The following is a 26,902-nucleotide window of genomic DNA, read 5'->3' on the forward strand; positions in this document are numbered from 1 at the left end:
AAAAAAACGGCCATAAACAAGACCGTTTTAATGTATAAATCTGTAATTTTCTCTACAGTTTTTTTAATAAATCTTCAGTGTTCAGGATGGTTGCAAATTCTTCATTCAGGTTAGCCAGTGCCATGAGGTGAACTAATTCCGCATCGTATTTTTCACCATGTATTCCGGTTTTGTCAAAAGCGGCTGTAGCATCAGAAACCACATAAGTTTCATAGCCGAAGTTCCCTGCCATTCTTGTTGTGGTAGAAACACAATGATTGATTGTAATTCCCAAAATCACTACCGTATTTATTTTCTTAAGATCCAGTTTTTCTTTCAGATCAGTTCCTATGAAAGCACTGTTTACATTTTTGGTAATAACACATTCATCATTTTGCGGTAAAACATATTCATTAAATTCAAATCCTGGCTGAGTTTCATGCAATTTTGAGGAAAGGTTGGTAGAGCTGTGCCGGATGTGAAATATCGGCAAATTCAGGTTTCTCCATCTTTCCAGTATTTTTCCGCTGATTTTTTCTGCATCTTTATTATTCCTGTTTCCTCCCCAATAGTTTTCGTCAAGAAATCCTTTCTGAATATCGATAAGAAGCAGTGCCGGGTTTTTATCTCTTAGTTTCATATTCTTCAATTTATGGTATCATTTTGAAAAGTCTGTTCAGAAGAAACTTTTTATATTCATCATTCATGGAAGAATCAAAGAGATCAAATACATGCAGCGCTCCGGGGATCACCCATAATTCAGTTTTCACACCTGCTTTGTATAAAAGCTGAGCGTAATCGATATCTTCATCTCTTAAAGGATCAAGTTCACAAGCAACAATGGTAGTCTGTGGTAATCGGGAAAAGTTATCATAATAGGTCAGATCTGAATACCTGATACTTTTATCTTTATTTTCTTTACCCAGTACATGTAACCATGCAGTCTGGGCGTACTTTTTATTCCATAATGGGATATCGGTAAATTCTTCCATTGAAGAGGTATTCAGCTTATGATGAATCACGGGATATAATAAAAACTGATGTTTTATATTCTGAATACCACGGTCGGCAGCCATTTGAGCCACAGCAGCAGCCAAATGCCCTCCGGCACTTGCCCCGAATACGGTAATACGATCCGGATTGATTCCCAATTGATCTTCACCATACCCGATTACCCATTGCAATGCATCAAACCCATCCAAAACAGGTGTTGGAAACCGGTATTGAGGTGCCAGTCGGTAATCTACAGAGATTATGGTTGCATTCAGTTTATCCGCAATTTCAAACATTTGATAATCCACCTGCTCTGGCATTCCAAAAACATATCCTCCTCCATGAAAATAAAGAAGGACCCTTTCCTGATTGAAATTTTCAGACTGGTAAATATGAAGCCTGATTTCATATCCATCTTCTGAGCTTGGTGTAAAAATATCTTTTACAAGAATATGGTCCGGTTTTTTAAATGGATGCGCTTTTGTAAATTCTTTTCTTTCCTTTTGAATAACTTCCGGAGCATTCAAAAATAAATTTTCATCAATTTCCAATGAATAAGGTACATTTTCAATACTATATTTTAATTCCTTGTCTATTCTATTAAAATCCATCCTATTACAAATATTTTATTCTACATCTATAATTAAGCTTCTTTTCGGCTGTATATTTCTTATTTATTTGTAAATTTAGCTTATCGATATGGTGCTTTCCAAGTATACAAAAGATTGTATGGAACGAACAAAAATGTAAGTATGGGTATAAAAGAATCATCCACCAATAATGAAAATAAAAAAACACTGGAGTACAGCTGCTCAGAAATATATGCTGTCAATCTGATCAGTGGCCGTTGGATTCTCTCTATCTGTTATCATCTTAAGCGGGAGAAATTAAGATTTTTTGAGTTGAAAGATAAGATCCCCAACATTTCCGAAAGAATGCTTACCCTCCAGTTAAAAAAAATGGAACAGGAAAAACTCATTATAAAGACCGTATATGCGGAAGTTCCGCTAAAAGTAGAATATGAGCTGACAGAAATCGGAAAAAAGCTGATTCCTGTTCTGGATCAGCTTGAAATATGGGGTAAGGAACATAAAGAGATCAAAAAGTAATGAGGCAATCTCAAAAGTGAGACTGCCTCTCTTCTTTTATAGCTTATAATTATAACCTACCTGAACTAAAAAAGGCAACTGCGGTTTGGTTTTAAAATCCTGTGAAACTATATTTCCCAACTTCAGATAGATTTCCTGATGAGGAAAAGAATACCCACCCTGGATGCCATAATAGAAATTCCCTCCGGTAGCTGGCTCATACCATCCGTTTTTTACATCAGGAAATATTTCTTTATAGTGGGCTGTATGCTCAAAATGGGAAACAATCGCCTTATCAAAGCCTGCTTCAATACCGATGAACCATTTCGGTCTGTAATACCCAATGATTCCCGCCATATCTAATCCGAAATTAGCAATAGCTACATTCTCATTCTCGAATCGGCGGAAGATCCCCTGAACTCTGGTAGACAATTGAAAATCATTCACTTTCACCCAACGGATGTTTGCCCCTGCTTTTGCCTTGAAATCATCCAGCAATATACCTCCTGAAGGAACGGAAAACTCAACTCCGGTAATCATAGGAAACCATTTTGTATTCAACTTGTATCCGTATCCAAGGCCAAAGATCACTCCATATTCTGTACCTATATTAGCATTCAGGATGTGCTTTTCTTTGTTGTTAAGGCCAGCCCAGTTTACCGTTTGTGACTTTAAAGAACTAGCTGCCAGTATTACAAATAAGACTGATATTATATATTTTTTCATTGTATTAGTTTTTAAAGACCGTCGATAAGCGTAATGATATGAGGTTTTGTCTGGGTATTCCAGGCATTATAGTTGCTAATGATCCCGTCATGCCCTACTCCGGAGATCTTCACTCTGGTCACCTTTTTAAAGCTTCCGGAAATTTTCTGGGCCCATGAATCGGGATAGGCTTTATTTTTTTCACTATAAAAGAATAATACCGGGCCATTATAATTCTGAACTCCTTTTGAGAAATCCAGATTATATTTTTCTCCACTATCGAATAGCGCATCCATTATAACAGCTCCGCTCCTCCAGCTTATGGCAGGATCAAAATCACCTTCTCCTGTAATACTGTTTTTTGAAGAAAGCATAGACATTTTATAATCCAGAATCTCATGCTGATCTTCTTTTCCTGAAATAAACTGATCCAGATAGGCTGCGTCATTCAGAATTTCACTCCAGAGTTTAAATGATCTTGATTTTTTAACATAGTCTTTCACATCATCCCAGATCAGTCCTCCGGGCTCGCAGACAATAAGCCCCTGTATATCGTTGGGGTATTTTCCGGCATATCCTGAAGCCAGCATTCCTCCCCATGAATGTCCTAAAAGAACAACTTTCTGTCCTGGATTTTTACGGTAATGAGCAATAACAGCGTGCAGCTCATCATACATCAGGTCTGCTGCTCCTGCCCCTAAGGAGGTGTAAGATTTTTTAGGAAAACGCTGAGAAAGGCCGGAACCTCTCTGATCATAAAACACAACTCTGTAGCCTTTGTCCGCAAGGTCTTTACAATGGAGCAGATAACGGTAATCTCCTCCCGGACCACCATGTAAGGGAATAACAATCGTCCCGTTTTCAGGACCAAATGCTTCTGCATGCAATCTGGCTCCATTTATTGAGACAGACGGAAGAGAAGGATCCTGATCTACCGTTTTAGGAACGAGATTACCGGGTTGATCAATCGTCTTTCCATCTGTACAGGAAAACAACAAAGTAAAAATGGTAAAAACAGCTAAAGCCGGATTCGTTTTTCTGAAAGCAATCATACTTTTGGTTTTAAAAAATTATGATGCAAAGATTCATTATACCTGAAAGCAAACCGCCCCATCAGGAAAGTTGAACCCACAAAAAAACAAAACACAACTAATTGATTATATTACAGATATGAAGATTGAAACCTTCTCCCTGAAAGATGAAACGCAAAATCAGACTTTCTGATATTCACTTGGAGTGGCTCCCGTATATTTTTTGAAATTTCTGTTGAATGAAGTTTTAGAATTAAATCCACATTCAAAGGCAATGGATAGTAAGGTGAACTGCCGGCTTTCAGGTTTTGAAACTCTGTCTAAAAACTCCTCAATTCTTTTTTCATTGATAAGTTCATAGAAGTTTTTGTTTTCTTTGGAATTGATGACCTGTGACAGATAATTGGGATGAACTTCCAGCATTGCCGCCAGTTCATTCAGGGTAAGGTTGGGATTGATGAAAGGTTTTTCATCTGTCAAAAGACGTTTAAGACGATCATGAATTTCGTCCAGATTTTCTTCTGTAAGTTTTGATTTTTGATATTTCTTTTCAGCAGGAAAATGATGTTCTTCTGTTTTTTCAGTTTCAATAGCAGGGCTTGTGATCACTTCATTGCCCATAAAAGCCAATACCGGCTGATTGAAAACCTGAACCTGCTTTATTCCAAAATATCCAAGCCATACAATAAATATTGCTACAGCTCCATAAATAATATTGATATTAACGAAAAGAACAAGTCCCCAGATCAGCGCAATCCAGATAATAAGATACAGCAGCCAGTTGAAATTGATCTTTTCTGTATTGGAAAACTGCTGAACCATATTTTTCCTGAACTGGTACAAAGCACGGAAAGACATTACTACATAAGCAATTCCTGAAATATAAACGGCATAGAGCCTGATCAGCAGCTCTGTTTCAAAGCCACTTCCCTCATGTCTGAAGATTTCCACTCTTTTCTCAAAAGGAGCTGTATAGAATGACACAAACAACAGATTACAGATCAGAAAAGGAATAAAATGAACCAAATATTTCCATGAAAAAGATCCCTGAGAAGTTTGTTTTTTAACATAGATATATAAAAACGGACCATATACAAGCGGCAGTGTAAAGCCAAGAAAAGCTAATGAAGGATATTCTGTAAATTTACCGGTAAGAAACAAATAATAACTGGCCAGATTAAGTCCTATTGATGACAACCACATTGCTAAAATAAAATCAGCTGTGTTTTTATTTCTCTTTGTAATCAAAAGAAAAGCGAGAAAGAAAGCCAAGAAAACTCCGGACAGATAAAGCATATGAACTTTAATATTATTGTTAACTGATAATCAATAGTGTTGATAACAAAAGTAAATATAATTTTGTTGTAAAATTCCGGCATCGGTCAATAATTATATAATTATTCCCAATCAACCTGTTTTTATTCTCATTTTTGAAGAGTTAAGAGAAAATTACCCGTTCATTTCAGCATAAAAGTGGAATGCATCTTCTTCTTTACAGTGAATCGGAAGCAATCAAAGTACAATACAGAAATCTTAAAATTAGTTAATATCCTTATTCATCAGCAGATTCAACGTTTTATATTTTGAAAATTATTTATCTTCGCTTACAAATCTTATTTGAAAATGAAGAAGATCATCTCCGGGATATCTATTTTTTGCTCTATCGTTATCTCAGCACAAGAGACTAATATTCAGTTCCAGGAACTCCCGTTCAAAGATATTATAGCCAAAGCTAAAAAAGAAAAGAAGCTGGTTTTCATTGATGCTTATGCTGCATGGTGTGGTCCCTGCAAAATGATGGAGAAAAATGTTTTTACCCAGAAATCTGTGAGTGATTATTACAATAGCAACTTCATCAATGCAAGATTTGACATGGAAAAGGGAGAAGGCAGAGATATTGCCGCCAAGTTTGGAGTACGCTCTTATCCTACTTATCTTTTCCTGAATGGTGAAGGAGAACTTGTATCCCGAAATACAGGCTATATGGAAGAAAGTCTTTTTGTAGCCATGGCACAGGATATCAATGCACCCGGGAATAAAAAAGGATCCCTTAAAGAAAGGTTTGCCAACGGAGAAAAAGACCCTGAGTTTCTGATCAACGTTATGAAGCTGAATTCCAGTACGGATTATGAATTTGCCAAAAAGGCTTCAGAAAGGTATTTTGAGAATAAAAAGAAAACAGAAGAAATGACCAAGGATGAGATTGGTCTTCTGCTTTATTTTATCAAGTCATCTGAAGATGCCAATTATAATGTATTTGTATCCAGAAAGGCGGAGATCATAAAATTTTTACCCGAAGAGACTTATAATGAATTTAATGCCCAGCTTAGATTAGCAAAAGTTGTGGAACAGTCTATTGATGATAAAAACAAAAAGATCAATGATGATTATTTCATGAAAACGGCTGAGCCATTGGTAGGAAAGCAAGCCGCTACGGCAAAGCTCAATCAGACAAAGCTTAGCTACTATGAGCAAAACGCCAACTTCCCTGAATACGAAAAAGCAGCCTTAGAATATTATAAAAACTCAGATACATTTGACCCTAATGAACTTTTAAGAGCAGCATGGGTATTTGCAGATCATGTAAAAACCCCATCATCATTAAAAAAAGCAACGGAATGGGCTGAAAAGTCTGTCATGAGAGGAGAAACATCGGAGAATACTTATATTCTGGCAAAACTTTACTACCTGACTGGAAATAAGGAAACAGCAAAAAATTACGCTGAAATGTCCAAAAACATGGCTGCCCAGGTGAATAAAGATACTACACTGGCAGACGAATTATTAAAGAAAATACAATAACAGATTGATGAAATACAGAGTATTAACGGGTGTTTTAGCTTTCCTTGCAATGGGATCTATAAACGCACAGGAGCAGGAACAAAATGAAGATAAGAGCTTATATATAAAAGGTAATGCACTCTTTATTCCTATAGGTATTTTAAACGCCGGTATTGAAAAACAAATAAGTCCTAAATATACTATTCAGGGGGATGTCTTTATTTCACCGTGGAAGTCTTTTGCGGGACATAAATTACAGATGTACTCTCTTTCGGTTGAGGGAAGGTATTATTTTAAAGAAGCCTTCAAACATTGGTATGTAGGGGCTAACGTTGGTGTTTCAGCTTATAATCTTCAAAAATGGAATTATTGGAGTGGAACGTTTGTGACTGATAGTGGTGAAGTTCTTGATAGCTCCAATCTCTATCAAAAAGGATATTCCGTTATGATTGGAGTCACAGGAGGCTATCAATTCCAGTTATCTGATCGCCTGAACCTGGACATTTATGCTACAATAGGATCATCACAAGGGTTTTACAAAGGTTATGACCGCTCAACAGGAAGGCGTTATGATTCTGCAGAGAAATTTAATAAAAGTGGTGAAATCATACCTTACAGAGGGGGCATTATGATTTCTTATAAACTTAAATAGTACAATGAAACCATTCGGAAAAAATCATATTATCATTTCAGTGATCACTTTTGTGATCCTTTTTTTAATGAATTATCTTGGAAATGACCTCCCGGATAAATTACAAAGGGCACTCCTGACCGCTTTTGCAGGCGTTGTAGGATTAACGATCGGACTCTTTATATTAAATAAGGGTAAAAATGACAAGAATCCTCCTCAGAATTTTGATTGATTAAAAAGTTCAAAGGTGAAAGCTTAAGGTGACTTTCAGTCGTTACACTAAGTATTCTTTTGAAAAGTATAAAACAGAGATAAAAGTCATTTCCTATGACTTATGACTTCCAACTTTTTAAAGTTGGAAGTTTTCATTTCAGATTGACGCTAATTAATCTTCATAAACCACATATTTGGTTCTGATCTTTTCAAAGCTTTCAAGATCCTTTTTCCATGAAGCTTTGATCTCCGGAATTGATTTCCCTGCGATGATCTGTTTTCTGAAATCATCAGTTCCGGATAGGGTATCAAACCAAAGGTTCTTCAAAAAGAAATCCTGCTGTGGGTTTTTATAGTTTTTGTATGCCTTCATAACCCATTCAAGGTTCAGTTCCCGTAGATCGTTTGGATAATCGGAAAGATTTTCTCCGTAACATAATTTCCCGTTCAGGAAAGGATCTTTGGCTCCATAACTTGGCTTGGGAGTAAACTGATAAGGCAAATTCCCGGTCCATGGGGAACCATATATCTGAAAAGGAAGATCTGTTCCTCTTCCTACAGAAACCTGAGTTCCTTCAAAAAAGCATAAGCTTGGGTATAGGTTGATCGCTTTATCATTCGGCAGATTAGGCGAAGGTTTATCCAGTATCGGATAGCGTTGCTTTTTATGATAGTTCTTCATCGGAACCAGTGTATATTTAGCCTGAACACCATTTTTAAGCCACTTTTCACCGTTCACCATTTTTCCATATTCTCCTATTGTCAGTCCGTACACCACAGGAACTTCGTGCATTCCTACAAAGCTTGCCCATTTTTTTCTCAATACCGGGCCGTCAGTATATCCGTCATGTGGATTAGGACGATCCAGCACAAGAACTTCAACATTATTTTCAGCACCAGCCTCCATCAGATAAGTTAATGTAGAAATATAGGTATAGAATCTTACTCCTACATCCTGAATATCGAAAACAACAATATCAATTCCGGCCAGTTGTTCCGGTTTTGGCTTTTTATTGCTTGCATATAAAGAAACAATGGGTATTCCCGTTTTCACATCAACTCCATTTTTTACTTTTGCTCCTGCATCAGCATCGCCTCTGAAGCCATGTTCCGGTGCAAAAATAGCTTTGATCCTGATTCCGTTCTTTACTAAAAAATCTACCAAATGGGTTCTGTCACTCATCAGACCGGTCTGATTGGTAACAACTCCTATCGTTTTATTTTTTAATAATGGAAGATAAACCTCAGGCTGGTCTGCCCCCGTTTTAAAATCCGGTTGGGTTTGAATCTGAGAATAATATTGGTTGAATACTCCTAAAAAAATTAGGCAAATCAGAAGTAAATTTTTAATTTTGAAATCTAAATTCATAAGCTTGAAATTTCCTTTATATTTCTCTAGAAAAATAGCATTTTCCAAAGATAACAAAAATAACCTTTCAAGGGTTATCATCTTCATTGGCAGGCTTTCCGTAGCATTGGGAATCATCGTATCCCTGATTACCGTGGCCACAGGATTCGGTTCTAAAAAGGCTATCAAAGAGAGGCTGGCAGATTTCAGCGGACATATCACCGTAAGATCCACACGCTCAAATTCTTCTTACAATACCTCTGTACTTGATAAGCAGGGATTGAATATTACTAAAATAAAAGACCTTCCGGATGTGGCAAGCACTCAGAAATACGTCACTGTTACCGGGGTTATGCGAAACGAGCATAACTTTGCAGGGATTATCTTTAAAGGAATCGGGAAAGATTTTGACAGCTTAAGATTTAAAAAATTTCTTCTTTCAGGAACTACTCCAAAGGTAACGGAGAAAGGATTTAATAATGATATTACCATTTCTCAGAAAATAGCCAACGATCTGCACCTTAAAGTCAACGACAGTATTGTCACTGTATTTTTAAAAGCCGATCAAAAACCACTTTACCGTAAATTCCGGATTATAGGAATCTATAAAACTGATATTAAACTGATTGATGACCAATTTGTTATCGGAGGGATCAATCATGCCAGAAAAATTCAGGATATGAAGACTGATGAGATTGGTGGAATTGATATCTTCCTCACGAACGTTAATGATATTGATAAAGACTTCCCTGAAATAGAAAAACTGATCGGCTACAAGAACTATGCTGAAAAAGCAACGGAAAAGTTCCCTCAGATCACAGACTGGATCAGTATTTTCGATACCAATATTGCCCTGATCATTATCATTATGCTGATTGTAGTGGTGATCAATATCATTATGGTTCTTCTGATCCTGATTATTGAAAGAACAAACTCTATCGGGCTTCTTAAAACTTTAGGAGCAAGCAATTCTCAGATAAGAGCAACCTTCATCAATTATACCTTGATCATCATGATCCCCGGACTTCTATATGGAAATGCCATAGGGCTTGGCTTGATTTTAATTCAGAAATTCTTTGGGATAATAAAACTTAACCCGGAAAACTATTATGTAAGTACCGTTCCGGTAGATCTTAACCCTATTGCCATTGTTTCCATTTCTGTAGGAATTCTGATTATTTCCGGACTTGCTTTAATTATTCCGAGTTACCTGATCAGTAAAATTTCTCCTGTGAAGGCTATCAAATATAACTAATCTTTAAAGATAAAAAAGCTGCTGCTTGAGCAGCTTTTCATTTATTTTCAATACGATCCGGAGTACAGATAATTTTAAAAGCGTTATCTTTGCACCGCTTATAAAACATTTATGAAATACGCAAAAAATATTCTTGAAACTATAGGTAATACACCGTTGGTAAAACTTAACAATGTATTAGGTGAAGATTTTCCAGCTTTAGTTTTAGCAAAAGTAGAGACATTCAATCCGGGAAATTCCGTAAAGGACAGAATGGCTCTTAAAATGATCGAAGATGCTGAAAAAGACGGCAGATTAAAACCGGGCGGAACCATCATTGAAGGGACTTCCGGAAATACAGGAATGGGATTGGCATTGGCTGCCATCATCAAAGGCTACAAATGTATCTTTGTAACGAATTCCAAGCAATCAAAAGAAAAATGTGACATTCTTCGTGCTGTAGGAGCAGAAGTTATTGTTTGCCCTACAGATGTAAAGCCTACTGACCCGCGTTCTTATTATTCAGTATCCAAAAGACTGGCCAAAGAAACGGAAAATGGCTGGTATGTTAATCAATATGACAACCTATCCAACAGAGCTGCTCATTACGAATCTACAGCTCCGGAAATCTGGGAACAGACAGAAGGAAAGCTTACCCACTTTGTGGTAGGAGCAGGAACGGGAGGAACCATTACAGGTTGTGGAACTTTCTTCAAAGAGAAAAACAAGGATATCAAAGTAATTGGTGTAGATACTTATGGATCTATTCTGAAAGAATTCCATGAAACAGGAGAACTTCACTATGATCATGCTTACACGTATATTACAGAAGGAATCGGGGAAGACATTATTCCAGAGAACTATGATATGTCTGTAATTGATCACTTTGAAAAAGTAACGGATAAGGATGGTGCCATCTATGCAAGAAAGCTGGCTAAGGAAGAGGGTATTTTCTGTGGATATTCTGCAGGAAGTGCGATTGCATCATTAATCCAGATGAAAGATCAGTTCACTAAAGATGATGTTATTGTAGTATTGCTTCACGACCACGGTTCAAGATATGTAGGAAAAATCTACAATGATGAATGGATGAAAGAAATGGGCTGGCTGGAATAAAACAAAGAAAATTAAATGGGAGTCTGTGATTTACAGAACCCTATGGCCAATAAAAAAACGGAGCAAAATTTTGCTCCGTTTTTTTATATATTAATATTTTCCTTACCAATTTTTTTAAGCAGATTGTACTCTTTCTCACTCATTGATTTTTTGGGGAACATATAACTGTATTTTCCTTCCATGGAAATGAACTCATTATTGCTGTCGAAGTACCCGAAATCTTTCCATTCGCTGGTTTCTTTTTCACCATCAATATTGACTGTGAAGAAGTTTTGGTCAAATCTGATTTCATATACTTTGCATTTTTCAAGCAGATTCAGGTAGCCGTTTACCTGTTTTTTCCATCTTGAAACCTTATTAACGCTTACTGAAAGGAAAACGGCACACAGCAGAAATATAAAGCTCAGAAAATATAAGATTCCCTTGCTGTCTTTACTCAAACTGTCTTTGAAAAGAAATACAATTGCCAGGATAAGAGCAACGAGAATAGTTGTTATTGTTTTGCTTTTAGTCGTTTGGGAAAAAAGCAGGCTGTCCTGATTACCGCTAAAATAAATATCTTCAAAAATCTTTCTGTCCGGTTTCAATGTGATAACCTTTTCCTCATTCATAATGACTTGCTTTAAAAAGCTACAAAACTACATTAAATATCTTCATATTTGTCACTTATTGCGGAAAGTTTATTCATCAGCTCCCGGTTTCTTTTGTTTAAGGCATCCAGCTTTTTCAGCATATTATGAATCACTTCCAGACCCGGAAGATTGATTTCAAGATCATAATGCCAGTTGGCAAATTTTTCCAGATCAGGCAGGTCTTCATACATCAGATAATGAATATCATCTTCAATATATACTTTTAACAGGCCATAATCTACCAGCTCATCAAAAAAGGTGATTTCTATATTGTATATTCTTACGAGTTCTTCCCGTGATATTTTTTCATTCATAGCCTAGGAATTTTTAAGTTGTTCAAAAAGTTCTTTCTGCTTTTCTGTAAGGTTGGTAGGCATTTTTACCTCGTAGGTTACAAAAAGATCACCATGCTCTCCATCTTTCTTATAGACAGGGAAGCCTTTTCCTTTCAGCCTTACGGTCATTCCGTTTTGAGTTTCCGGTTTTACTTTAAGGTTGACGCTTCCATCCAGCGTATTCACCTTTACATCTCCTCCTAAAACTGCAGTATACAGGTCTATAGCCACTTTTGTTTTAAGATCATCACCAACTCTTTCAAAATCAGGATCTGCAGGAATATTGAATATGATATAGAGATCCCCGCCTGGGCCGCCATTCACTCCGGGATTTCCATGACCTTTTAATTTAATTTTCTGCCCATCATAGACTCCGGCAGGAATTGTAATTCTCACTTTTTTACCATTGATCTCAAAAGTTTGCGGATGAGTTACGGCAGCATCCCTTAATGTAAGGTTCAGTTCTGCCTGTATATCCTGCCCTTTGAATTTTCCGGAAGCCCTTCCTCTTGAACTTTTGCCGAAGCCGCCGGATCCGCCAAACATGTTCTGGAAGAAATCTGAAAAATCTTCGCCTTCACCAAAATCTGCACCGGAAAAACCACCATTGTAGTTCTGTTGCTGCTGATACTGTCTTTGCTGTTGCTGAGCTTTCTCATATTCTTCACCATGCTTCCAGTTTTCTCCATACTTATCATACTTTGCACGATTTTCCGGACTACTGAGCACTTCATTGGCTTCGTTCAGCTCTTTGAATTTTCTTTCTGATTCTTTATCATCAGGATTAAGGTCAGGATGAAGTTTTCTGGCTAATTTCCGGTAAGCCTTTTTGATATCATCCTGTGTTGCATTCTTGTCTACACCTAAAATTTTATAGTAATCTATATAAGCCATAGAAACGATGTTTACCCAAATTTATGAAATTTAGGTCTGAAAATTGTACAACGAAATGTTAAAAATAAACCTATCTTTGATAAAAAAGTGCCACATGAAAGAGGTCTTAAAGAACTATTCAGGAATTATATTTTTACTATTGGGAATCACTGTTGGAAGCATCATAGGAATTGTTGCTCCGGGTTTTGTGGAATATATTAAACCTTTAGGGGATATTTTCCTTAATCTTCTTTTTGTGAGTGTAGTCCCTCTTGTATTCTTTGCGGTGTCCAATTCTATTGCATCATTGGACCAGCAGTCTAAATTCGGTAGGATTATTCTTGTGATGGCCCTTACCTTTCTATTCTTTATTTTAACAGCAGCTATTTTTACAATCTGTGCAGTCTATCTTTTTCCGGTTTCCGGAGTTTCAGGAAGTTCTGATATGATTACAGAAGCTGCGAATGAGGACAGTTGGGGAAACAGGATTGTAAGTTTCTTTACCGTAGGAGAGTTTACAGCCCTGTTCTCGAGGCAGAATATGCTGGCGCTTCTTATTTTTGCTTTCATGACAGGATTTGCAGCCCGAAAAACAGGTGATGCAGGGCAGCCTTTCAGAGTTTTTATAGCATCAGGGTATGAGGTGATGAAGGAGCTTCTTCTGTTGGTAATGAAGCTGGCACCTATTGGTTTGGGAGCTTATTTTGCTTACCAGGTGGCTACATTGGGGCCACAGCTTTTCGGGTTTTATGCTAAACCTTTAGGTCTGTATTATGTTGCCGGAATTATTTATTTTCTTGTGTTTTTTTCAATGTATGCGTTTATGGCCAGTGGGCAGAGAGGAGTAAAAAATTTTTGGACCAATGCGATCTACCCTACTCTTACAGCGATAAGCACCTGCAGCAGCTTTGCAACAATGCCGGCCAATCTACAGGCAGCCTCTAAAATAGGAATTCCGAATTCGATTGCGAATCTGGTAATTCCAATTGGAACAACCCTGCATAAGAATGGTTCTTCGATGTCTTCGATTATTAAAATCTATGTGGCTTTTTTAATTATTGGAAAAGATTTCTTTGATCCTGCCAACCTGCTGTTAGCCCTGGGAATTACAGTGTTTGTAAGTATTGTGGCGGGTGGGATACCCAATGGCGGATATATTGGGGAAATGCTTATGATTTCGGTTTATAAACTCCCTCAGGAAGCCATTCCTGCAGTAATGATTATCGGAACTCTGGTAGACCCTCTGGCTACGGTTCTGAATTCTGTTGGAGATATTGTCGCCGCCATGTTTGTCAACCGGTTTGTGAAGGTCTCCTCTTAATTTCTTTAAGAACCAATGAACTTACTTTGCTAAAGTATTGTTTATATAAAACATTCTATTCACTACGCTTTACAGGTTCCAGATGCTCATATTCTTCCGGTGTGAAGAGTCTGTACTGTACTTTAAAGGTTTTTCCCAAAGGTGTTTCAAGAGAAAAGCCTCCCGGGCCGAATCCGTCCGTAACATCCAGGGTGAAATGTGAGTATTTCCAGTATTCAAAAAGATCACGGTCTATCCAGAATTCATAGCCGTTGATTGTGCCGATCATCGCATCGTTCATCCTTGGAAAAAAACCGCCTTTTTCAAAACATTGGGGCTGCGTTCCTTCGCAACAGCCTCCTGCCTGATAAAACATCAGTGGGCCATATTGCTCTTCAAGCTGCCTGATCACTTCAAGTGCTTTCTCTGTTGCTGAAAGTCTTGATATTCCTGTTTCCATTTTTTTATTTTTTTCAATTCATTGTAAAGAAGGTCTGCCTGTAAAAAAGTCCGGCAAAAGCTTTGCCGAACCTTTCAACTCTTATCATGTCTAATTTGAGTTGGTAATATCCACTATGATTATATTATCAATTACTTTTTCTGCTCAGTATGTCCGGCATTGCTGATCAGCTTATTCATAATTCTCTGCGTGAGGGATAGTAAGGGCGGCGAGGAACGAGCCGGTGCGAAATGCAATGGAGCACCGAAACGAAGTGCAGCCCTGAATAGCCCGACCGTCGCCCCCGGACAAAGCCAGGGCAAACGGGCACGCCCTAAAATTAATATTAAAAGAAGCCTAATTTATTTTTGTTGTAAGAGATCAGCATATTTTTGGTCTGACGGTAATGGTCAAGCATCATTTTATGGTTCTCTCTTCCGATTCCCGACTGTTTATATCCACCGAAAGGTGCTCCGGCCGGATAGGAATGATATTGGTTCACCCAAACTCTTCCCGCCTCTATCTGACGTGGAATATTGTACAACTGATGGGCATCTCTCGTCCATACTCCTGCTCCTAAGCCATACATCGTATCGTTGGCAATTTTCACTGCTTCCTCCTCATCTTTGAAGGTGGTAAATGCGAGCACAGGACCGAAAATTTCTTCCTGGAAAATTCTCATTCTGTTATTTCCTTTGAAAACAGTTGGCTGAATGTAGAACCCATCTTCCAGGTCTTCTCCCAAATGGTTGACATCGCCTCCTACCAGTACTTCCGCTCCCTCATCAATTCCCAGCTGGATATAGGAAAGAATTTTATCTTTTTGAATCTTTGAGGCCTGAGCTCCCATCATTACAGTTTTATCCAAAGGGTTTCCTACTTTGATGGCTTTTACTCTTTCGATCACCTTTTCAATGAAAGCGTCAGCAATACCTTCCTGAACCAGCAGTCTTGAAGGGCATGTACAAATCTCTCCCTGATTAAGAGCGAAAAGAACGGCTCCTTCAATGGCTTTATCTAAAAATTCATCATCTGCATCCATCACCGAATTGAAGAAAACATTCGGCGATTTCCCTCCTAATTCCAATGTCACCGGAATGATATTTTCCGTTGCATATTGCATTACAAGACGTCCTGTAGCTGTAGATCCGGTAAATGCAGCCTTAGCTACCTTAGGATTTGTTACTAAAGCTCTTCCCAGCTCTGCTCCGAAACCGTTGACGATATTAATGACTCCCGGAGGTAATAAATCTCCTATCAGCTCCATCAGAATCATAATGGAAACAGGGGTACTTTCTGCAGGCTTCAATACTACACAATTTCCTGCTGCCAGTGCCGGAGCCAGTTTCCAGACAGCCATCAGGATCGGAAAATTCCACGGGATAATCTGGGCAATGACTCCAAGAGGTTCATGCACGATCAGTGATACGGTATCCTTGTCCAGTTCGTTATGAGAGCCTTCATCTGCACGGATTACTGAGGCAAAGTATCTGAAATGATCAATAGCCAATGGTAAATCTGCAGCCAATGTTTCTCTGACTGCTTTCCCATTGTCTATGGTTTCTACTGTAGCCAGATATTCAAGGTTCTGCTCTATTCTGTCTGCAATTTTATTCAGGATAATGCTTCGCTCTGTGGATGAGGTATTTTTCCAGGTTTGAAAAGCTTTTGCTGCAGCATCTACAGCGAGTTCCAAATCTTCTTTGGATGAATGGGCTACCTGGGTAAAATTCTTCCCGTCTACCGGAGACACGACATCAAAATACTGCCCTTTAACAGGTGGTGTAAATTTTCCGTCAATATAATTATCATATCTGCTTTTGAACTCTGGTCGCTGTAAAAGAGTTGTTGATCTGGGTTCTGTAAGAGTGCTCATATCTGTATTATTTTAATTTTTTGAATAATGCCAATTTACAGGTACGGAAAAAAAAAGCATAGCACAATCGTATAAAAAAAGTGCAGAATGCTACAGAGGTTGAATTTTATAATTTTATTAACAGCAACGTACAGTCAAATTTTCTATATTTGAGTTACTTCCCTTTCAAAAAAAGTCAGAAATGAACAACAATAGTAAGATTTTATTAAATACTCCCGAATTACATAAGGAAAACCAACTATTGAGCCTTGTTGAAAACCAGACAAAATTCAATCTGAATAATTGTGAGTTCAGCATTTATGAAACACATAAGACGGCTTTCGGGGTAAAACTTCATTTTGAAAATATAGCTTTTACAGCAATGCTGCGGGGCAAAAAACATATGAAACTGGATAATAAGACCGGTTATTTTGATTATTTTCCGGGAGAAAGCATTCTGGTAGCGCCAGGGGAAACAATGGTGATTGATTTTCCTGAAGCAGACAATACACCTACACAATGTATTTCTTTGAGCCTTAATCCTGATTTTATAGAGAATTCTCTTAATTATTTAAATTATAATCTTCCTAAGGTGGATGAGTCTTCCCAATGGAACATTCAGCTGGATGAATATTTTCTTTTTAATAATCAGGCACTGGCTTCTGCTACTAATAATATTATGAGAATTGCTATGGATGATAATTCCCAGAAGGATATCATGGCTGATTTTGCCCTGAAAGAACTTCTGATCAGACTGATGCAGACCCAGGCCAGAAGTATGGTTGAAAAGAATATTGTAAAAAACAGATCAAGAATAGGGTTTGTGGTAGATTATATCAAAAGAAACCTGCATCAGAAGCTTTCCATAGACAGTATTGCAAAGCTCGCCTATGTGAGCAAATCTAATTTCTTTAAAATGTTTAAAGATGAATTCGGGACTTCTCCCAACGACTTTATTCTGCAGGAAAGAATCAATAAGGCTAAAGAATTGCTGGCCAGCCAGAACAGCATTAAAGAAACGGCTTATCAGACCGGATTTTCAGATACCAACTATTTTACACGGGTTTTCAAACAGCTTGTAGGGGTTACCCCGAAAAATTATCAGAACAGACAGCATATTCTGGATAGCTGTTTATAAAATTTCCAATTGTCTCCTGATTAAATATAAAAAATCCCCTGAAGTAAGACTCCAGGGGTATTTTAATTTTAACTTCGATTAATAGTAACCGTCGTTTTGTTTGATATTCGGGTTAGCCGACATTTCCTTAATTGGAATAGGTAACGTATATCTGTAGTCACCATTCTCAAGGTTTTCAACTGCAATCACATCATCCGTAGCGTTTCTGTCCATAGATACGTTTGCTGCTACTGCAAGTCTCTTCAAGTCAAGGTAACGGTGCCCTTCAAGTGCTAATTCTACTCTACGCTCTTTCAGGATATCTGCATAAGCCACCTGAGTATTGGCGTAAGCAGGAGTTACCGCTGCATTCTGATAATTTCTTGCTTCTCTTACTTTCTGGATCAGGTCACGAGCTGCTGAAAGATTTCCTGCAGCCACTTCAGCTTCAGCTGCAATGAAATACATTTCTGATAATCTGAAAACTTTCACATCATTTCTGGTAGCGATCGCTGTTTTACCAGGGTATTTATCAACTACCAAACCATCACCTCTTGTATTTCCGGCTGTTGCACTTGCATAATTAGGATTTGCCTTTGAGCTTGGATCTACATAAGCATATTTTCTGATATCCCCCGGAATACTCTGAAACAGGTTATATAAGTTTCTTCCCCAGAACCACATTGGTGAACCATTCAGCTGAGACTGGTTGGTATTCCATTTTGAACCGATGCTTCCTCCTGCACCCAATGGAAGTCTGTTTAGAGAGAAAACAATTTCACCTCTTGAAGAATCATTCCACAGGTTTCTGTAAGGGTTGAAAGAAGTTGCAACATTATAAAACTCTTTAGCCCAAGTAGTTGTAGCAGAACTAACATCAATAACAGGAGCTGTTGGAGTTACAGCAGGATCAGCTACAGTCAGCTTCAGTTTCGTATCTGTAATCACTTCATTTGCATATTGTTTTGCCAAAGGCATATTTCCTCTATACAAATTAAAACGAGCCGTTACAGCATTCACAAACCCTTTATCTGCAAAATATCTTGCTCCCTGATCTGATGCAGCAGAATACGTTAATATTCCTCTTGCATAATCCAAATCAGCATTAATGAAATCATATACATCCTGATTTTTTGCTCTTGGCAACTGTGCATCTGTAGAAGGAACATCTTTCAAAAGAATAACACCTAATTCATTAGGGTTCTTCATGTCCTTAGAGAAATAAGCCTCTAGCTGTACATAGCAATATGCTCTGATAGCTCTTGCCTGTGCAAGGATATTATTATATTCGTCCTTTTCTTTATCTGTAGAAGGGGTAATTCTTTTTGCTCCTTCCAATAGTCTGTTGACTCTGTTAATAACTCTGTAGTTATTTAACCAGATACCATCACTTCCAGCAGTCCCTACAGTACCTCCTGTTACAACAGGGCTGGCAGCATCAAGGAAGAATCTGTGTAGAGAATATTCCTGACCTCCACTAGCAGAACCAGGCTTTACTTCATCTGTAAATACGGCTGTAAAATAGATCTCATCCATCGGATCCAACTGAGCATATACAGAACCATTCAAAACTTCTTTCAGGTTGGCTACATTCGTATAAAGGTCTTTCTCCTGCAATTCCCCAGCCTGTGTGATATCTAGTGCATCCTGGCAGCTGTTCAAAGTAAATGCTGCAGATGATAAAGTTGCTACAATTAATACTGTATTTATTATTCTTTTCATAATTCTTCTCTATTAAAAATCAACATTTAAACCTACCGATACGGTTTTTGGGTTCGGATAGACATTTAGTGAATACGAAGTAATCGGCTCCGGGTCAAATCCTTTCCATTTTGTCCATGTATAAAGGTTTTCAGCCTGAACAAATACTTTAATACCTCTTACCGGCAATTTACCTAACTGCTCTTTAGTAAAGTTGTATCCTATTGAGATATTCTTAAGTCTTACAAAGTCTGATCTGCGTAAGAATCTGTCTGAAGAACCTAAGCTCAGGTTTTTTGCACCTAATGAAGGTACGTCCGTGTTTCTGTTATCAGGAGTCCATGCATTTAACAGATCTGCAGAAAGGTTTCTGTTGACTACTGCATTTGGATCCATTAACCAGGAGTTTAAGTTATCATAAATCCAACCTCCCTGTTGGAAAGAGAATAATGTATCAAAGAACCATCCTTTGTGCTGGAAGTTGAATCCAAAACCTCCTGTAAATTTAGCATAACGGGATTTTCCTGTCAACCTTCTATCACCAGATGTAGGTGCTTCAGTTATGTTTCCGTTTCTATCAAGAAACTGTAAGTTTCCATTATCAGGATTTACTCCGATGTATGGATATAACTGATACTGCCCAGCAGGTCCTCCTATCGCATGTACAACATCACCGGCAAGGTTTTCACTTCCCATCGATACGATTTTGTTGGAGTTATAAGCTGCATTGGCAAAGATGGATAGTTTTGTATCTGCAGTTTTAATCGCATTATATCTGATCAACCCTTCAACACCTTTGTTATCAAGGATTCCGTCATTTCCTCTGATAGAATAGTATCCTGTAACTGAAGATTTCTGAAGGTCATTGAACATTCTTGTTGTTCTCTTCTGATAATAATCAACGCTACCTTCGATCAGGCCTTTATAATTAAAGTCCAAACCGATGTTAGTCTGTTTTACCTGTTCCCACTTCAAATAAGGATTTGAAAGGTTGGTAAAGTTGTACCCTAACAAGTTCTGATATCCTGAAATACCGGAATAAAGGTCAAGGAAGTTATTGGGAAGTAATGCCAATGGGTTTTGATTATCCGAAGCAATTCCTAAGTTCTGGTTACCTGTAGTACCAATGGAAGCTCTTAACTTTAATAATCTGAATCCTGAATCAGCCATGAAGTTTTCTTTGTCAATATTCCATCTACCTGCTACTGACCAGAAAGTCTCCCATCTGTTTGTAGGAAGGAAACGATAAGAACCATCTCTTCTTACAACCCCACTTACTCCATATTTGTCTTTGTAATCATAGTCTAATGTTCCAAAGTAAGCCAGTGTACCTGCAGTTACTTTAGAAGCACTTACTGAAGGTCTGTAATAGTTCGGAGTATCCGGGTTAAACGGAATATAACCTGTTCCCGCACCAAACTGCCATTGTAATGGGTTCAGACCGTTTTGTCTCTGGAAAGTTGAATTAACATGAGCTTTGATATAGTCCATGTATGCCCCAGCACTAATGGTGTGGTCTCCAAAAGACTTATTGAACGTAATGTTCGTAATACTGTTGAATGTTAAATCCTGTGTTGTTGTGAAATCTTCATTTCCTCCATAAGCAGATCCGTCACTGTTTGCAACACTGATAGAAAGGTAACCTAGTGGTGATCTTGCGAAGGTTCTCTGATATTCTTTATATTCAATACCTGTTCTGTTTCCGATGCTCAGGTAATCTGTAATCTTATAGTTTACATTGGCATTGGCAGAAATACTTAATTCGGTGAATCTGTTCTGGATACCTCCATTAACGTTATCCTGAAGAATCCACTGTCTGTTGTTCGTTGCATCATTTCCAATAGCATTGTAAAGCTCTCTTCCGTTTGCATAAGGTGATGGTCCGATGTACGGTCTTGAAAGAATACCTCCGAATAATGGGTTCTGAAGGGTGTTGTTAGCAATCCCTGTATTGGTTTCATCATCCAGCTGGTTTCTCTTGGAATATCCTAGACCGATGATAGAACCGAAAGTTAATTTTCCGTTTTTAGACTTACCATTAAGGTTGTTTCTTAATGTAAATCTTTTGAAGTCTGTAGATCTCACAGTACCTTCACTGTCTACGTATCCTAAAGATAAGAAGTTGTTGATATTTTCTCCACCTCCGGTGATGGCAAGGTTATGTTGCTGAGAAATACCGATACGGGTAAATACTTTGTTCCAATCAGTATCTGTTCCCCAGTTGTCAATCTCCTGCTGTGTTAAAGTATTACCTTTTCCTGCCTGCAAAATCTTCTGAAGCTGTAGTAACTCACGAGCATTTGATGCGTTGTATTTATTTCCGGGTAACTTACTGAAAGAAGTCAGGGCATCATAAGAAACCTTTAGTCCGGAATTGAATTTTCCTCCTTTTGTTGTAATTACAACAACTCCGTTTGCAGCTCTGTTACCATAGATAGCGGTAGCCTGGGCATCTTTCAGGATACTGAATGTATCAATATCATAAGAGTTCAGGTTTCTGAACTGAGACCCTGAAGTAATCACCCCGTCTATAACGTATAAAGGATCTGTAGAACCATTAAGGGAACTTGTTCCTCTGATCAGGATATTGAATTTCCCTGAACCCGGAGAACCCGAAGCAGAGTTTACTACAATACCTGGAGCCGTACCCTGAATTGAGTTCAGTACCGAAATATTCGGTCTGTTTTCCAAAGTTTCAGCACCTACAGTTACTGAAGATGTTGTCGTTTTAGCTTTTGTAGCAGTTTTGCTATACCCCAAAACAACTACTTCCTCAATCTTAGTTTCTTTGTCCTTCCCGTTCTTAGATTCTTTTTCTTGAGCAAATGCAGCTTGCCCTGTAAAAAACAGGACTCCAACTGTCAAAACACGCAGTTTCACATTCATATTAACAAATTTTAATATATTGAAGTGACAAATATGTTAATAAATATCAACAACATCAATTCAATAAACGCTGAAAACAGCTTGTCAGAACAGGAATATCCGCAGCAATCTCCAATAAACGGTAAAGAAAAATTTTAATTGTTTTTAAATTTTTAACGAAACTCAAAGCATTTCAAATATTAAGGGAATTTTAACAAAAATTGAAATTAAAATCAAAATTCATCAATTAACCAATTATGGTAAAAAAAATAAACTTAAATAGATTTTTTAACGAAAAATATAAAACTTAATATCATCGGATTTTGCACAAAACAACGTAGAATAAAGGGTATTTTTTCTTAATTTTCACTAAAAATAATCTGATAAAAAACAGGAAGAGGTACTAAAAGACAGTTTTGGCGAAAATCATACCAAAAATTTGTTCGTATAATTGATTTAAATCACTTCATTATTGGAAGCTCTTTTTAAAAAATTTTAGCATAGATTTTTTACCCTATCAGATTCAATTTAAATTAAAAAAATAAAGCATTCCAAAAATGAAATGCTTTTTATAATACCTATCAAATTATATTATTTCTGATATCCGTAATATCTCGCCCCTTCTAAAACAGGATTATCAGTCTCAATAGAAACAAGCCCGAAACCTTTATAATAACTGTTTACAGACCTTTTAAGCTGCTTTCTGTGCAATTGCTCATAGGTTTCAAAGTCAACGGCTGTTCGATCATTTAAATTTTCAAATAAGTTCCATTTTGCCACCACGTTTTTCCAGTTTTCAGAAACCTTTCCGGCAAAAACTTTTGATTTAGAACCGCTTCCGTACCCTACAAAACCTATTTCTTTTCCGGATAGTTCCTCATTCTCATTAAAAGAAGTCTGCAGGGCGGATAAAAGCGCCATAAAAACAGAAGCAGTATACATATTCCCTATTTCAGAAGAGGCCCGCTGGGTTTTTTCTATCTTATTATTGATAAGCTGCAGATAATTTTCAGATTTTGCAACAGCTTTTTGCTCATCAGACGTCCCATAGGGAAGTCCGTTCTCAAGGCTGTAGATCTCCGTAAATATTCTTTTCCCGTGAAATGCATACGGAAGGTGGAAAATAATATATTTCCAGCTCTCATAAGGCTTTTCCTGTTTTGTAATCTCTTTATAATGATGATAAGCTTCCCTGATCCTGTCCTGATAACACTGATTGGAATACTGCCCGTCAAATACCGGTTCATCTGTGAAGATCTCAATTTTCTCAGGATAATTTTCCGGTGCATTCTTCAGGGCTTCTTTATTGTATTGCCTTCTGGGCTTAAAAAAGTCGAAAACGCTTTCTGAAGCTACTCCCCAGTTATTTTCAATTTCAAGGAGATCCGGGTTTGAAGATACCAGTAGGGCAACTGCTCCCCCACCTTGTGTATATTCTCCGGAAGAAGCTAATTCATATTTAGCATAATCACTGGCTATTACCACTGCTTTTTTACCAGGATTTACTCTTACAAAGTCCAAAGCATTGTGCAAGGCATCTACACCGCCTACACAGGCAAAAGTCATATCGAGCACATCACAGTTTTTAAAGCTTCTTTCGCCATATTCTTCTTCAAGCACTTTTTCTACCATCTGTACAGCATAAGAGGCAGTAGGTTTTGCTGCATCCACAGCACTTTCCGTACCCAAATAAACCCTTGCTATTTCTTTAGGGGCGATGCTGTAATCTTTGATTAATCTTAATAATGCTTCCGCCGCAAAAGTAGCTGCATCTTCATGAACATCAGAAAGCCCCATTTTATGAAGTCCCAGCCCTTTCTCCAATTTTGCCGGTTCTATGCCTCTCTTTTCCGCTAAATCTTTAATTTCCAAATACAAAGAAGGCACATAATAGCTTGCCGCTTCAATTCCAAAACTCATAATTTTTCAAATTTTAAACGAATTTATGAAAGATCTTGTAAAAAACAGCTGTAAAAACCACTGATTTTTGTAATATTATTAAAAACCAACCAGGAAGTTTATATATGACACCAATAGAAGCAGGGAGATTCTGAAGTTAAAATCTCAGTAGTAATAAGCTATACAGACTTATATTTTTTAAGCATTATGAAAAGAACAAGCCGGCAAATTTTGCCGGCTTGTTTCTATTTTTATTTAAAATTTTCAATTGCTTTATTTATAGCATCGATCTGTTTATTGATGCTTGCTGCGTTTTGCGGATTCTGTCTCAGCAGTTCCATTTTTTTGCTCAGTCCATCTTTCAGCGTCTGAACAACCATCATTTTAGCCTGTGGATTATTTTCCATCTGATTTTTCGCATAGCCTAAGGTCTTCGTTATTTTCTCAACAGCTTTCAGATGATCTGAACTCATGATCCAGTTATACCCTTCTTCTGCAGTTTTCCCCAATTCCGGATCCTGGAATTTAACAAACGGATAGAATGCTGTAAGAGGAGCAATGTATTCCATTTGGGAAGCTATTTTATTCTTCACAACAACCGGCATGAAAAGAGCTAACAATTCATCTGAAGCTCCATCCAGATCTATTTTATCAGCCAGGATTTTCACTTTTGACGGATCGATGGTGATAAGTGCATTCAAGGAATTTGCTTTTACAACATTAGAAACTGCATTGACTCCTTTTTCATAGATTGGAAGGTATTTTTTATCTTTTGTTTTTGCCAAAGCTGCAATAGCCGCCGCCTGGGTCAGTGTTTTCGGATCATTTACTGCAAGTTTTTCAACGTCAGCTCCTAAAGCTTTCATCTGGTCAGGATTGGTAAGATCCATCAATTCCAAAGCTTTTATTCTTACCCTGAAGAACGGATCTTTCAGTGCAGCAGCCAGCAATCTGATGGCAGCAGGATTTTTCCCAACCTGATCCTTAATGCCTGTCAGAGCATTATATCTGCTTTTAAATTCTTTGGAATTGGTAAACTGCAATAGGTTTTGTTCTGGTGTTTTTGTTTCCGTGATCTCTGCCAGCAAAACTCCATCGGCATTAATATTCAGTACATCCGGGGTTTTTGAAACATCAAAACTGAACGTATTTTTTGCTTCTGCATTTACCCATACATTGTATCTTTTCGGCTTACCGTTATCATACACATCGATTGCCAGAGGGAATTCAAAAGGCTTCTCCTGAGTCTGGCTGATGGTTACAGAAACCTGCTTTTTCATCGGCTCAAATGTAGATGAATAATTGATTTTCGGATTTCCACTGCCAAAATACCACTGATTGAAGAACCAGTTGAGATCTTTTCCTGACACTTTTTCAAAAGACAATCTCAGCTGATGGGCTTCTGCGTTTTGATATTCATTAGTTTTCAGGTAATCATTCATTCCGGCAAAGAAAGCGTCATCACCCAGATAGTTTCTCAGCATATTCAGGATTCCTCCTCCTTTCTGATAGGTTACGAGGTCAAACACATCTTCACGGGAATCATAATTGAATCTTACCAGATTTTTCTTGAAATCGCCAGGATTATGGATGTACAGATTCACGTCGCTCATCAGGTGATAGTCTGCCTGATCTTTTCCGTATTTATATTCATTCCAAAGGTATTCGGAATAGTTGGCAAAAGATTCGTTTACGGTAAGGTTGCTCCAGCTTTCGGCCGTCACCAGATCGCCAAACCAATGGTGGAACAATTCATGGGCAATGGTATCTTCCCAAGTGTTTTCATCGATAAGCTGTCCTGGTTTTTGAAGAATATCACTTCCATGAAGGGTTGCTGTCGTATTCTCCATCGCTCCACTCACATAATTCCTGCCGGAGATCTGTGCATATTTTGCCCATGGATAGTCATAATTCATTTTTTTAGAGAAAAACTCGATCATTTCCGGTGTATTTCCATAGATCTGCTTTGCATAAGGTTCGTATTCTTTCTCTATATAGTAATCAACCGGAATATTTTTCCATTTGTCTTTCACAATAGCATATTCTCCTACCCCCATAAAGAAAAGATAAGTAGAATGCCTTTTATCCATTACCCAATGATCAGTCCTCATACCGTTGGACTCTTTCTGAGAATCTTTTAGGAGACCGTTTGAAAGGGTAACATATTTGTCAGGAACGGTCATATAAATTTCCTGGGTTGTTTTCTGGTTAGGCTTATCTATAGTCGGAAACCATGCTGAGGAAGATTCTGTTTCTCCCTGCGTCCAGATTTGGGTAGGCAGATCCGGATCTGTTCCCTGGGCATTGATGAAATAAAGACCTTTGGCATCATTGATGGCCATACTACCTTCCTGTTTCACCTCATTGGGACGGGATGTATACTTGATATAAACTGTATAGTCCTGATTTTTCTGATAGGTTTTATCCAGATTAATTTTCAGAACATCATTTTTGTATTCGTATTTTAAAGGAAATTTTTTGCCGTTGTTATCAAGTGCCACTTCATGGATCAGCATTGCTTTCGCATCGAGTATAAGCTCATTGGAGGGATAGAAATAAGGTGAAGCCGTAAGCCATTCTTCTCCATTCATCTGCTCTTTCTGATAATCGAAATTTACTTTTAGTTTGGTATGCTTAAGCTCTGTGACTTTGGTGTGTGTTGCTCTGTAAACTTTTTCCCTTCCTGATGTTTCTGTTTGTGCAAATACCTGGGCTGAAAATAAAATTCCAAGTACAGCAATTGATAAAATGGCCTTTCTCATCGGTC

General features: G+C 37.8%; 23 protein-coding genes. 8 read left to right on the plus strand and 15 right to left on the minus strand.

Annotated features, from left to right (window positions below):
* Positions 1–52: 52 nt before the first annotated feature.
* Together ACTJJF_RS20675 and ACTJJF_RS20680 are read right to left on the minus strand one after the other, a co-directional pair.
* Positions 53–619: a cysteine hydrolase family protein gene (locus tag ACTJJF_RS20675; RefSeq protein ID WP_440700871.1), complete on the minus strand. Its 567-nt coding sequence runs from the start codon at positions 617–619 to the stop codon at positions 53–55.
* Positions 620–629: 10 nt separating this feature from the next.
* A complete protein-coding gene (locus ACTJJF_RS20680) occupies positions 630–1,583 on the minus strand; it encodes an alpha/beta hydrolase (protein WP_440700872.1) in 954 nt (317 codons plus the stop codon).
* A gap of 141 nt (positions 1,584–1,724) precedes the next feature.
* Between ACTJJF_RS20680 and ACTJJF_RS20685 the strand changes: the two genes are divergently transcribed.
* Complete coding sequence (locus tag ACTJJF_RS20685) at positions 1,725–2,081, plus strand: winged helix-turn-helix transcriptional regulator (RefSeq protein WP_312305379.1); 357 nt, start codon at positions 1,725–1,727, stop codon at positions 2,079–2,081.
* Between the two features lie 36 nt (positions 2,082–2,117).
* Here the strand turns inward: ACTJJF_RS20685 and ACTJJF_RS20690 are convergent, their stop codons facing one another.
* The 3 genes from ACTJJF_RS20690 to ACTJJF_RS20700 all read right to left on the minus strand — a co-directional run bounded on the left by ACTJJF_RS20690 (position 2,118) and on the right by ACTJJF_RS20700 (position 5,092).
* Positions 2,118–2,786 (minus strand): hypothetical protein, encoded by a 669-nt coding sequence (locus ACTJJF_RS20690; RefSeq protein WP_440700873.1) that lies wholly within the window; start codon positions 2,784–2,786, stop codon positions 2,118–2,120.
* Positions 2,787–2,797: 11 nt separating this feature from the next.
* Complete coding sequence (locus tag ACTJJF_RS20695) at positions 2,798–3,817, minus strand: alpha/beta hydrolase (RefSeq protein WP_440700874.1); 1,020 nt, start codon at positions 3,815–3,817, stop codon at positions 2,798–2,800.
* A 159-nt stretch (positions 3,818–3,976) separates the two neighbouring features.
* Complete coding sequence (locus ACTJJF_RS20700) at positions 3,977–5,092, minus strand: helix-turn-helix domain-containing protein (RefSeq protein WP_440700875.1); 1,116 nt, start codon at positions 5,090–5,092, stop codon at positions 3,977–3,979.
* A 327-nt stretch (positions 5,093–5,419) separates the two neighbouring features.
* On the opposite strand from ACTJJF_RS20700, the gene ACTJJF_RS20705 reads away from it, so the two are divergent.
* The 3 genes from ACTJJF_RS20705 to ACTJJF_RS20715 are packed head-to-tail and all read left to right on the plus strand — an operon-like array spanning position 5,420 to position 7,440.
* Complete coding sequence (locus ACTJJF_RS20705; protein ID WP_440700876.1) at positions 5,420–6,598, plus strand: thioredoxin family protein; 1,179 nt, start codon at positions 5,420–5,422, stop codon at positions 6,596–6,598.
* 7 nt (positions 6,599–6,605) lie between these two features.
* Positions 6,606–7,229 (plus strand): DUF3575 domain-containing protein, encoded by a 624-nt coding sequence (locus tag ACTJJF_RS20710; protein ID WP_440700877.1) that lies wholly within the window; start codon positions 6,606–6,608, stop codon positions 7,227–7,229.
* A gap of 4 nt (positions 7,230–7,233) precedes the next feature.
* Positions 7,234–7,440 carry a hypothetical protein gene (locus tag ACTJJF_RS20715; protein ID WP_065398796.1) on the plus strand — a complete coding sequence of 69 codons (207 nt, stop codon included), beginning with the start codon at positions 7,234–7,236 and terminating at the stop codon, positions 7,438–7,440.
* A gap of 153 nt (positions 7,441–7,593) precedes the next feature.
* On the opposite strand, the gene ACTJJF_RS20720 is transcribed toward ACTJJF_RS20715, so the two are convergent.
* Positions 7,594–8,790: an exo-beta-N-acetylmuramidase NamZ family protein gene (locus ACTJJF_RS20720; RefSeq protein ID WP_440700878.1), complete on the minus strand. Its 1,197-nt coding sequence runs from the start codon at positions 8,788–8,790 to the stop codon at positions 7,594–7,596.
* Positions 8,791–8,794: 4 nt separating this feature from the next.
* Here ACTJJF_RS20720 and ACTJJF_RS20725 point away from each other — a divergent pair, with 4 nt between their 5' ends.
* On the plus strand, positions 8,795–10,024 hold the full coding sequence (locus ACTJJF_RS20725) for an ABC transporter permease (protein ID WP_440700879.1): 1,230 nt from the start codon (positions 8,795–8,797) through the stop codon (positions 10,022–10,024).
* Between the two features lie 111 nt (positions 10,025–10,135).
* Positions 10,136–11,119, plus strand: coding sequence for a PLP-dependent cysteine synthase family protein (locus ACTJJF_RS20730; protein WP_440700880.1), 984 nt, complete (start codon positions 10,136–10,138; stop codon positions 11,117–11,119).
* Positions 11,120–11,202: 83 nt separating this feature from the next.
* On the opposite strand, the gene ACTJJF_RS20735 is transcribed toward ACTJJF_RS20730, so the two are convergent.
* The 3 genes from ACTJJF_RS20735 to ACTJJF_RS20745 are packed head-to-tail and all read right to left on the minus strand — an operon-like array spanning position 11,203 to position 12,980.
* On the minus strand, positions 11,203–11,730 hold the full coding sequence (locus ACTJJF_RS20735) for a hypothetical protein (protein ID WP_440700881.1): 528 nt from the start codon (positions 11,728–11,730) through the stop codon (positions 11,203–11,205).
* A 32-nt stretch (positions 11,731–11,762) separates the two neighbouring features.
* Positions 11,763–12,065, minus strand: coding sequence for a chaperone modulator CbpM (locus ACTJJF_RS20740; RefSeq protein ID WP_312305407.1), 303 nt, complete (start codon positions 12,063–12,065; stop codon positions 11,763–11,765).
* Between the two features lie 3 nt (positions 12,066–12,068).
* Positions 12,069–12,980, minus strand: coding sequence for a J domain-containing protein (locus tag ACTJJF_RS20745; RefSeq protein WP_312305409.1), 912 nt, complete (start codon positions 12,978–12,980; stop codon positions 12,069–12,071).
* 94 nt (positions 12,981–13,074) lie between these two features.
* Between ACTJJF_RS20745 and ACTJJF_RS20750 the strand changes: the two genes are divergently transcribed.
* Positions 13,075–14,280, plus strand: a complete 1,206-nt coding sequence (locus ACTJJF_RS20750) for a dicarboxylate/amino acid:cation symporter (protein ID WP_440700882.1) — start codon at positions 13,075–13,077, stop codon at positions 14,278–14,280.
* 55 nt (positions 14,281–14,335) lie between these two features.
* Here ACTJJF_RS20750 and ACTJJF_RS20755 read toward each other — a convergent pair whose 3' ends face one another.
* Positions 14,336–14,719 (minus strand): DUF779 domain-containing protein, encoded by a 384-nt coding sequence (locus ACTJJF_RS20755; protein WP_065398803.1) that lies wholly within the window; start codon positions 14,717–14,719, stop codon positions 14,336–14,338.
* Between the two features lie 325 nt (positions 14,720–15,044).
* Positions 15,045–16,574: an aldehyde dehydrogenase family protein gene (locus tag ACTJJF_RS20760; RefSeq protein ID WP_312305417.1), complete on the minus strand. Its 1,530-nt coding sequence runs from the start codon at positions 16,572–16,574 to the stop codon at positions 15,045–15,047.
* 181 nt (positions 16,575–16,755) lie between these two features.
* Here ACTJJF_RS20760 and ACTJJF_RS20765 point away from each other — a divergent pair, with 181 nt between their 5' ends.
* On the plus strand, positions 16,756–17,691 hold the full coding sequence (locus ACTJJF_RS20765) for a helix-turn-helix domain-containing protein (protein ID WP_440700883.1): 936 nt from the start codon (positions 16,756–16,758) through the stop codon (positions 17,689–17,691).
* Positions 17,692–17,769: 78 nt separating this feature from the next.
* Here ACTJJF_RS20765 and ACTJJF_RS20770 read toward each other — a convergent pair whose 3' ends face one another.
* The 4 genes from ACTJJF_RS20770 to ACTJJF_RS20785 all read right to left on the minus strand — a co-directional run bounded on the left by ACTJJF_RS20770 (position 17,770) and on the right by ACTJJF_RS20785 (position 26,897).
* Positions 17,770–19,392, minus strand: coding sequence for a RagB/SusD family nutrient uptake outer membrane protein (locus ACTJJF_RS20770; protein ID WP_440700884.1), 1,623 nt, complete (start codon positions 19,390–19,392; stop codon positions 17,770–17,772).
* Between the two features lie 12 nt (positions 19,393–19,404).
* The gene (locus ACTJJF_RS20775) at positions 19,405–22,257 is read right to left on the minus strand and encodes a SusC/RagA family TonB-linked outer membrane protein (RefSeq protein WP_440700885.1); all 2,853 of its coding nucleotides are present in this window, start codon (positions 22,255–22,257) and stop codon (positions 19,405–19,407) included.
* A 570-nt stretch (positions 22,258–22,827) separates the two neighbouring features.
* The gene (locus tag ACTJJF_RS20780; protein WP_312305426.1) at positions 22,828–24,156 is read right to left on the minus strand and encodes a hydroxymethylglutaryl-CoA synthase family protein; all 1,329 of its coding nucleotides are present in this window, start codon (positions 24,154–24,156) and stop codon (positions 22,828–22,830) included.
* Between the two features lie 230 nt (positions 24,157–24,386).
* Positions 24,387–26,897 (minus strand): M1 family metallopeptidase, encoded by a 2,511-nt coding sequence (locus ACTJJF_RS20785; RefSeq protein ID WP_440700886.1) that lies wholly within the window; start codon positions 26,895–26,897, stop codon positions 24,387–24,389.
* Between the last annotated feature and the right edge of the window lie 5 nt (positions 26,898–26,902).

The sequence above is a fragment of the Chryseobacterium sp. 22458 genome (assembly GCF_052044975.1).
In the GTDB taxonomy this organism is placed as follows: domain Bacteria; phylum Bacteroidota; class Bacteroidia; order Flavobacteriales; family Weeksellaceae; genus Chryseobacterium.

Bases quoted from the DNA above. Each gene is read 5' to 3' on its own strand.
- ACTJJF_RS20675 (WP_440700871.1), bottom strand. From the start codon at position 619: ATGAAACTAAGAGATAAAAACCCGGCACTGCTTCTTATCGATATTCAG.
- ACTJJF_RS20680 (WP_440700872.1), bottom strand. From the start codon at position 1,583: ATGGATTTTAATAGAATAGACAAGGAATTAAAATATAGTATTGAAAAT.
- ACTJJF_RS20685 (WP_312305379.1), top strand. From the start codon at position 1,725: ATGGGTATAAAAGAATCATCCACCAATAATGAAAATAAAAAAACACTG.
- ACTJJF_RS20690 (WP_440700873.1), bottom strand. From the start codon at position 2,786: ATGAAAAAATATATAATATCAGTCTTATTTGTAATACTGGCAGCTAGT.
- ACTJJF_RS20695 (WP_440700874.1), bottom strand. From the start codon at position 3,817: ATGATTGCTTTCAGAAAAACGAATCCGGCTTTAGCTGTTTTTACCATT.
- ACTJJF_RS20700 (WP_440700875.1), bottom strand. From the start codon at position 5,092: ATGCTTTATCTGTCCGGAGTTTTCTTGGCTTTCTTTCTCGCTTTTCTT.
- ACTJJF_RS20705 (WP_440700876.1), top strand. From the start codon at position 5,420: ATGAAGAAGATCATCTCCGGGATATCTATTTTTTGCTCTATCGTTATC.
- ACTJJF_RS20710 (WP_440700877.1), top strand. From the start codon at position 6,606: ATGAAATACAGAGTATTAACGGGTGTTTTAGCTTTCCTTGCAATGGGA.
- ACTJJF_RS20715 (WP_065398796.1), top strand. From the start codon at position 7,234: ATGAAACCATTCGGAAAAAATCATATTATCATTTCAGTGATCACTTTT.
- ACTJJF_RS20720 (WP_440700878.1), bottom strand. From the start codon at position 8,790: ATGAATTTAGATTTCAAAATTAAAAATTTACTTCTGATTTGCCTAATT.
- ACTJJF_RS20730 (WP_440700880.1), top strand. From the start codon at position 10,136: ATGAAATACGCAAAAAATATTCTTGAAACTATAGGTAATACACCGTTG.
- ACTJJF_RS20735 (WP_440700881.1), bottom strand. From the start codon at position 11,730: ATGAATGAGGAAAAGGTTATCACATTGAAACCGGACAGAAAGATTTTT.
- ACTJJF_RS20740 (WP_312305407.1), bottom strand. From the start codon at position 12,065: ATGAATGAAAAAATATCACGGGAAGAACTCGTAAGAATATACAATATA.
- ACTJJF_RS20745 (WP_312305409.1), bottom strand. From the start codon at position 12,980: ATGGCTTATATAGATTACTATAAAATTTTAGGTGTAGACAAGAATGCA.
- ACTJJF_RS20750 (WP_440700882.1), top strand. From the start codon at position 13,075: ATGAAAGAGGTCTTAAAGAACTATTCAGGAATTATATTTTTACTATTG.
- ACTJJF_RS20755 (WP_065398803.1), bottom strand. From the start codon at position 14,719: ATGGAAACAGGAATATCAAGACTTTCAGCAACAGAGAAAGCACTTGAA.
- ACTJJF_RS20760 (WP_312305417.1), bottom strand. From the start codon at position 16,574: ATGAGCACTCTTACAGAACCCAGATCAACAACTCTTTTACAGCGACCA.
- ACTJJF_RS20765 (WP_440700883.1), top strand. From the start codon at position 16,756: ATGAACAACAATAGTAAGATTTTATTAAATACTCCCGAATTACATAAG.
- ACTJJF_RS20770 (WP_440700884.1), bottom strand. From the start codon at position 19,392: ATGAAAAGAATAATAAATACAGTATTAATTGTAGCAACTTTATCATCT.
- ACTJJF_RS20775 (WP_440700885.1), bottom strand. From the start codon at position 22,257: ATGAATGTGAAACTGCGTGTTTTGACAGTTGGAGTCCTGTTTTTTACA.
- ACTJJF_RS20780 (WP_312305426.1), bottom strand. From the start codon at position 24,156: ATGAGTTTTGGAATTGAAGCGGCAAGCTATTATGTGCCTTCTTTGTAT.
- ACTJJF_RS20785 (WP_440700886.1), bottom strand. From the start codon at position 26,897: ATGAGAAAGGCCATTTTATCAATTGCTGTACTTGGAATTTTATTTTCA.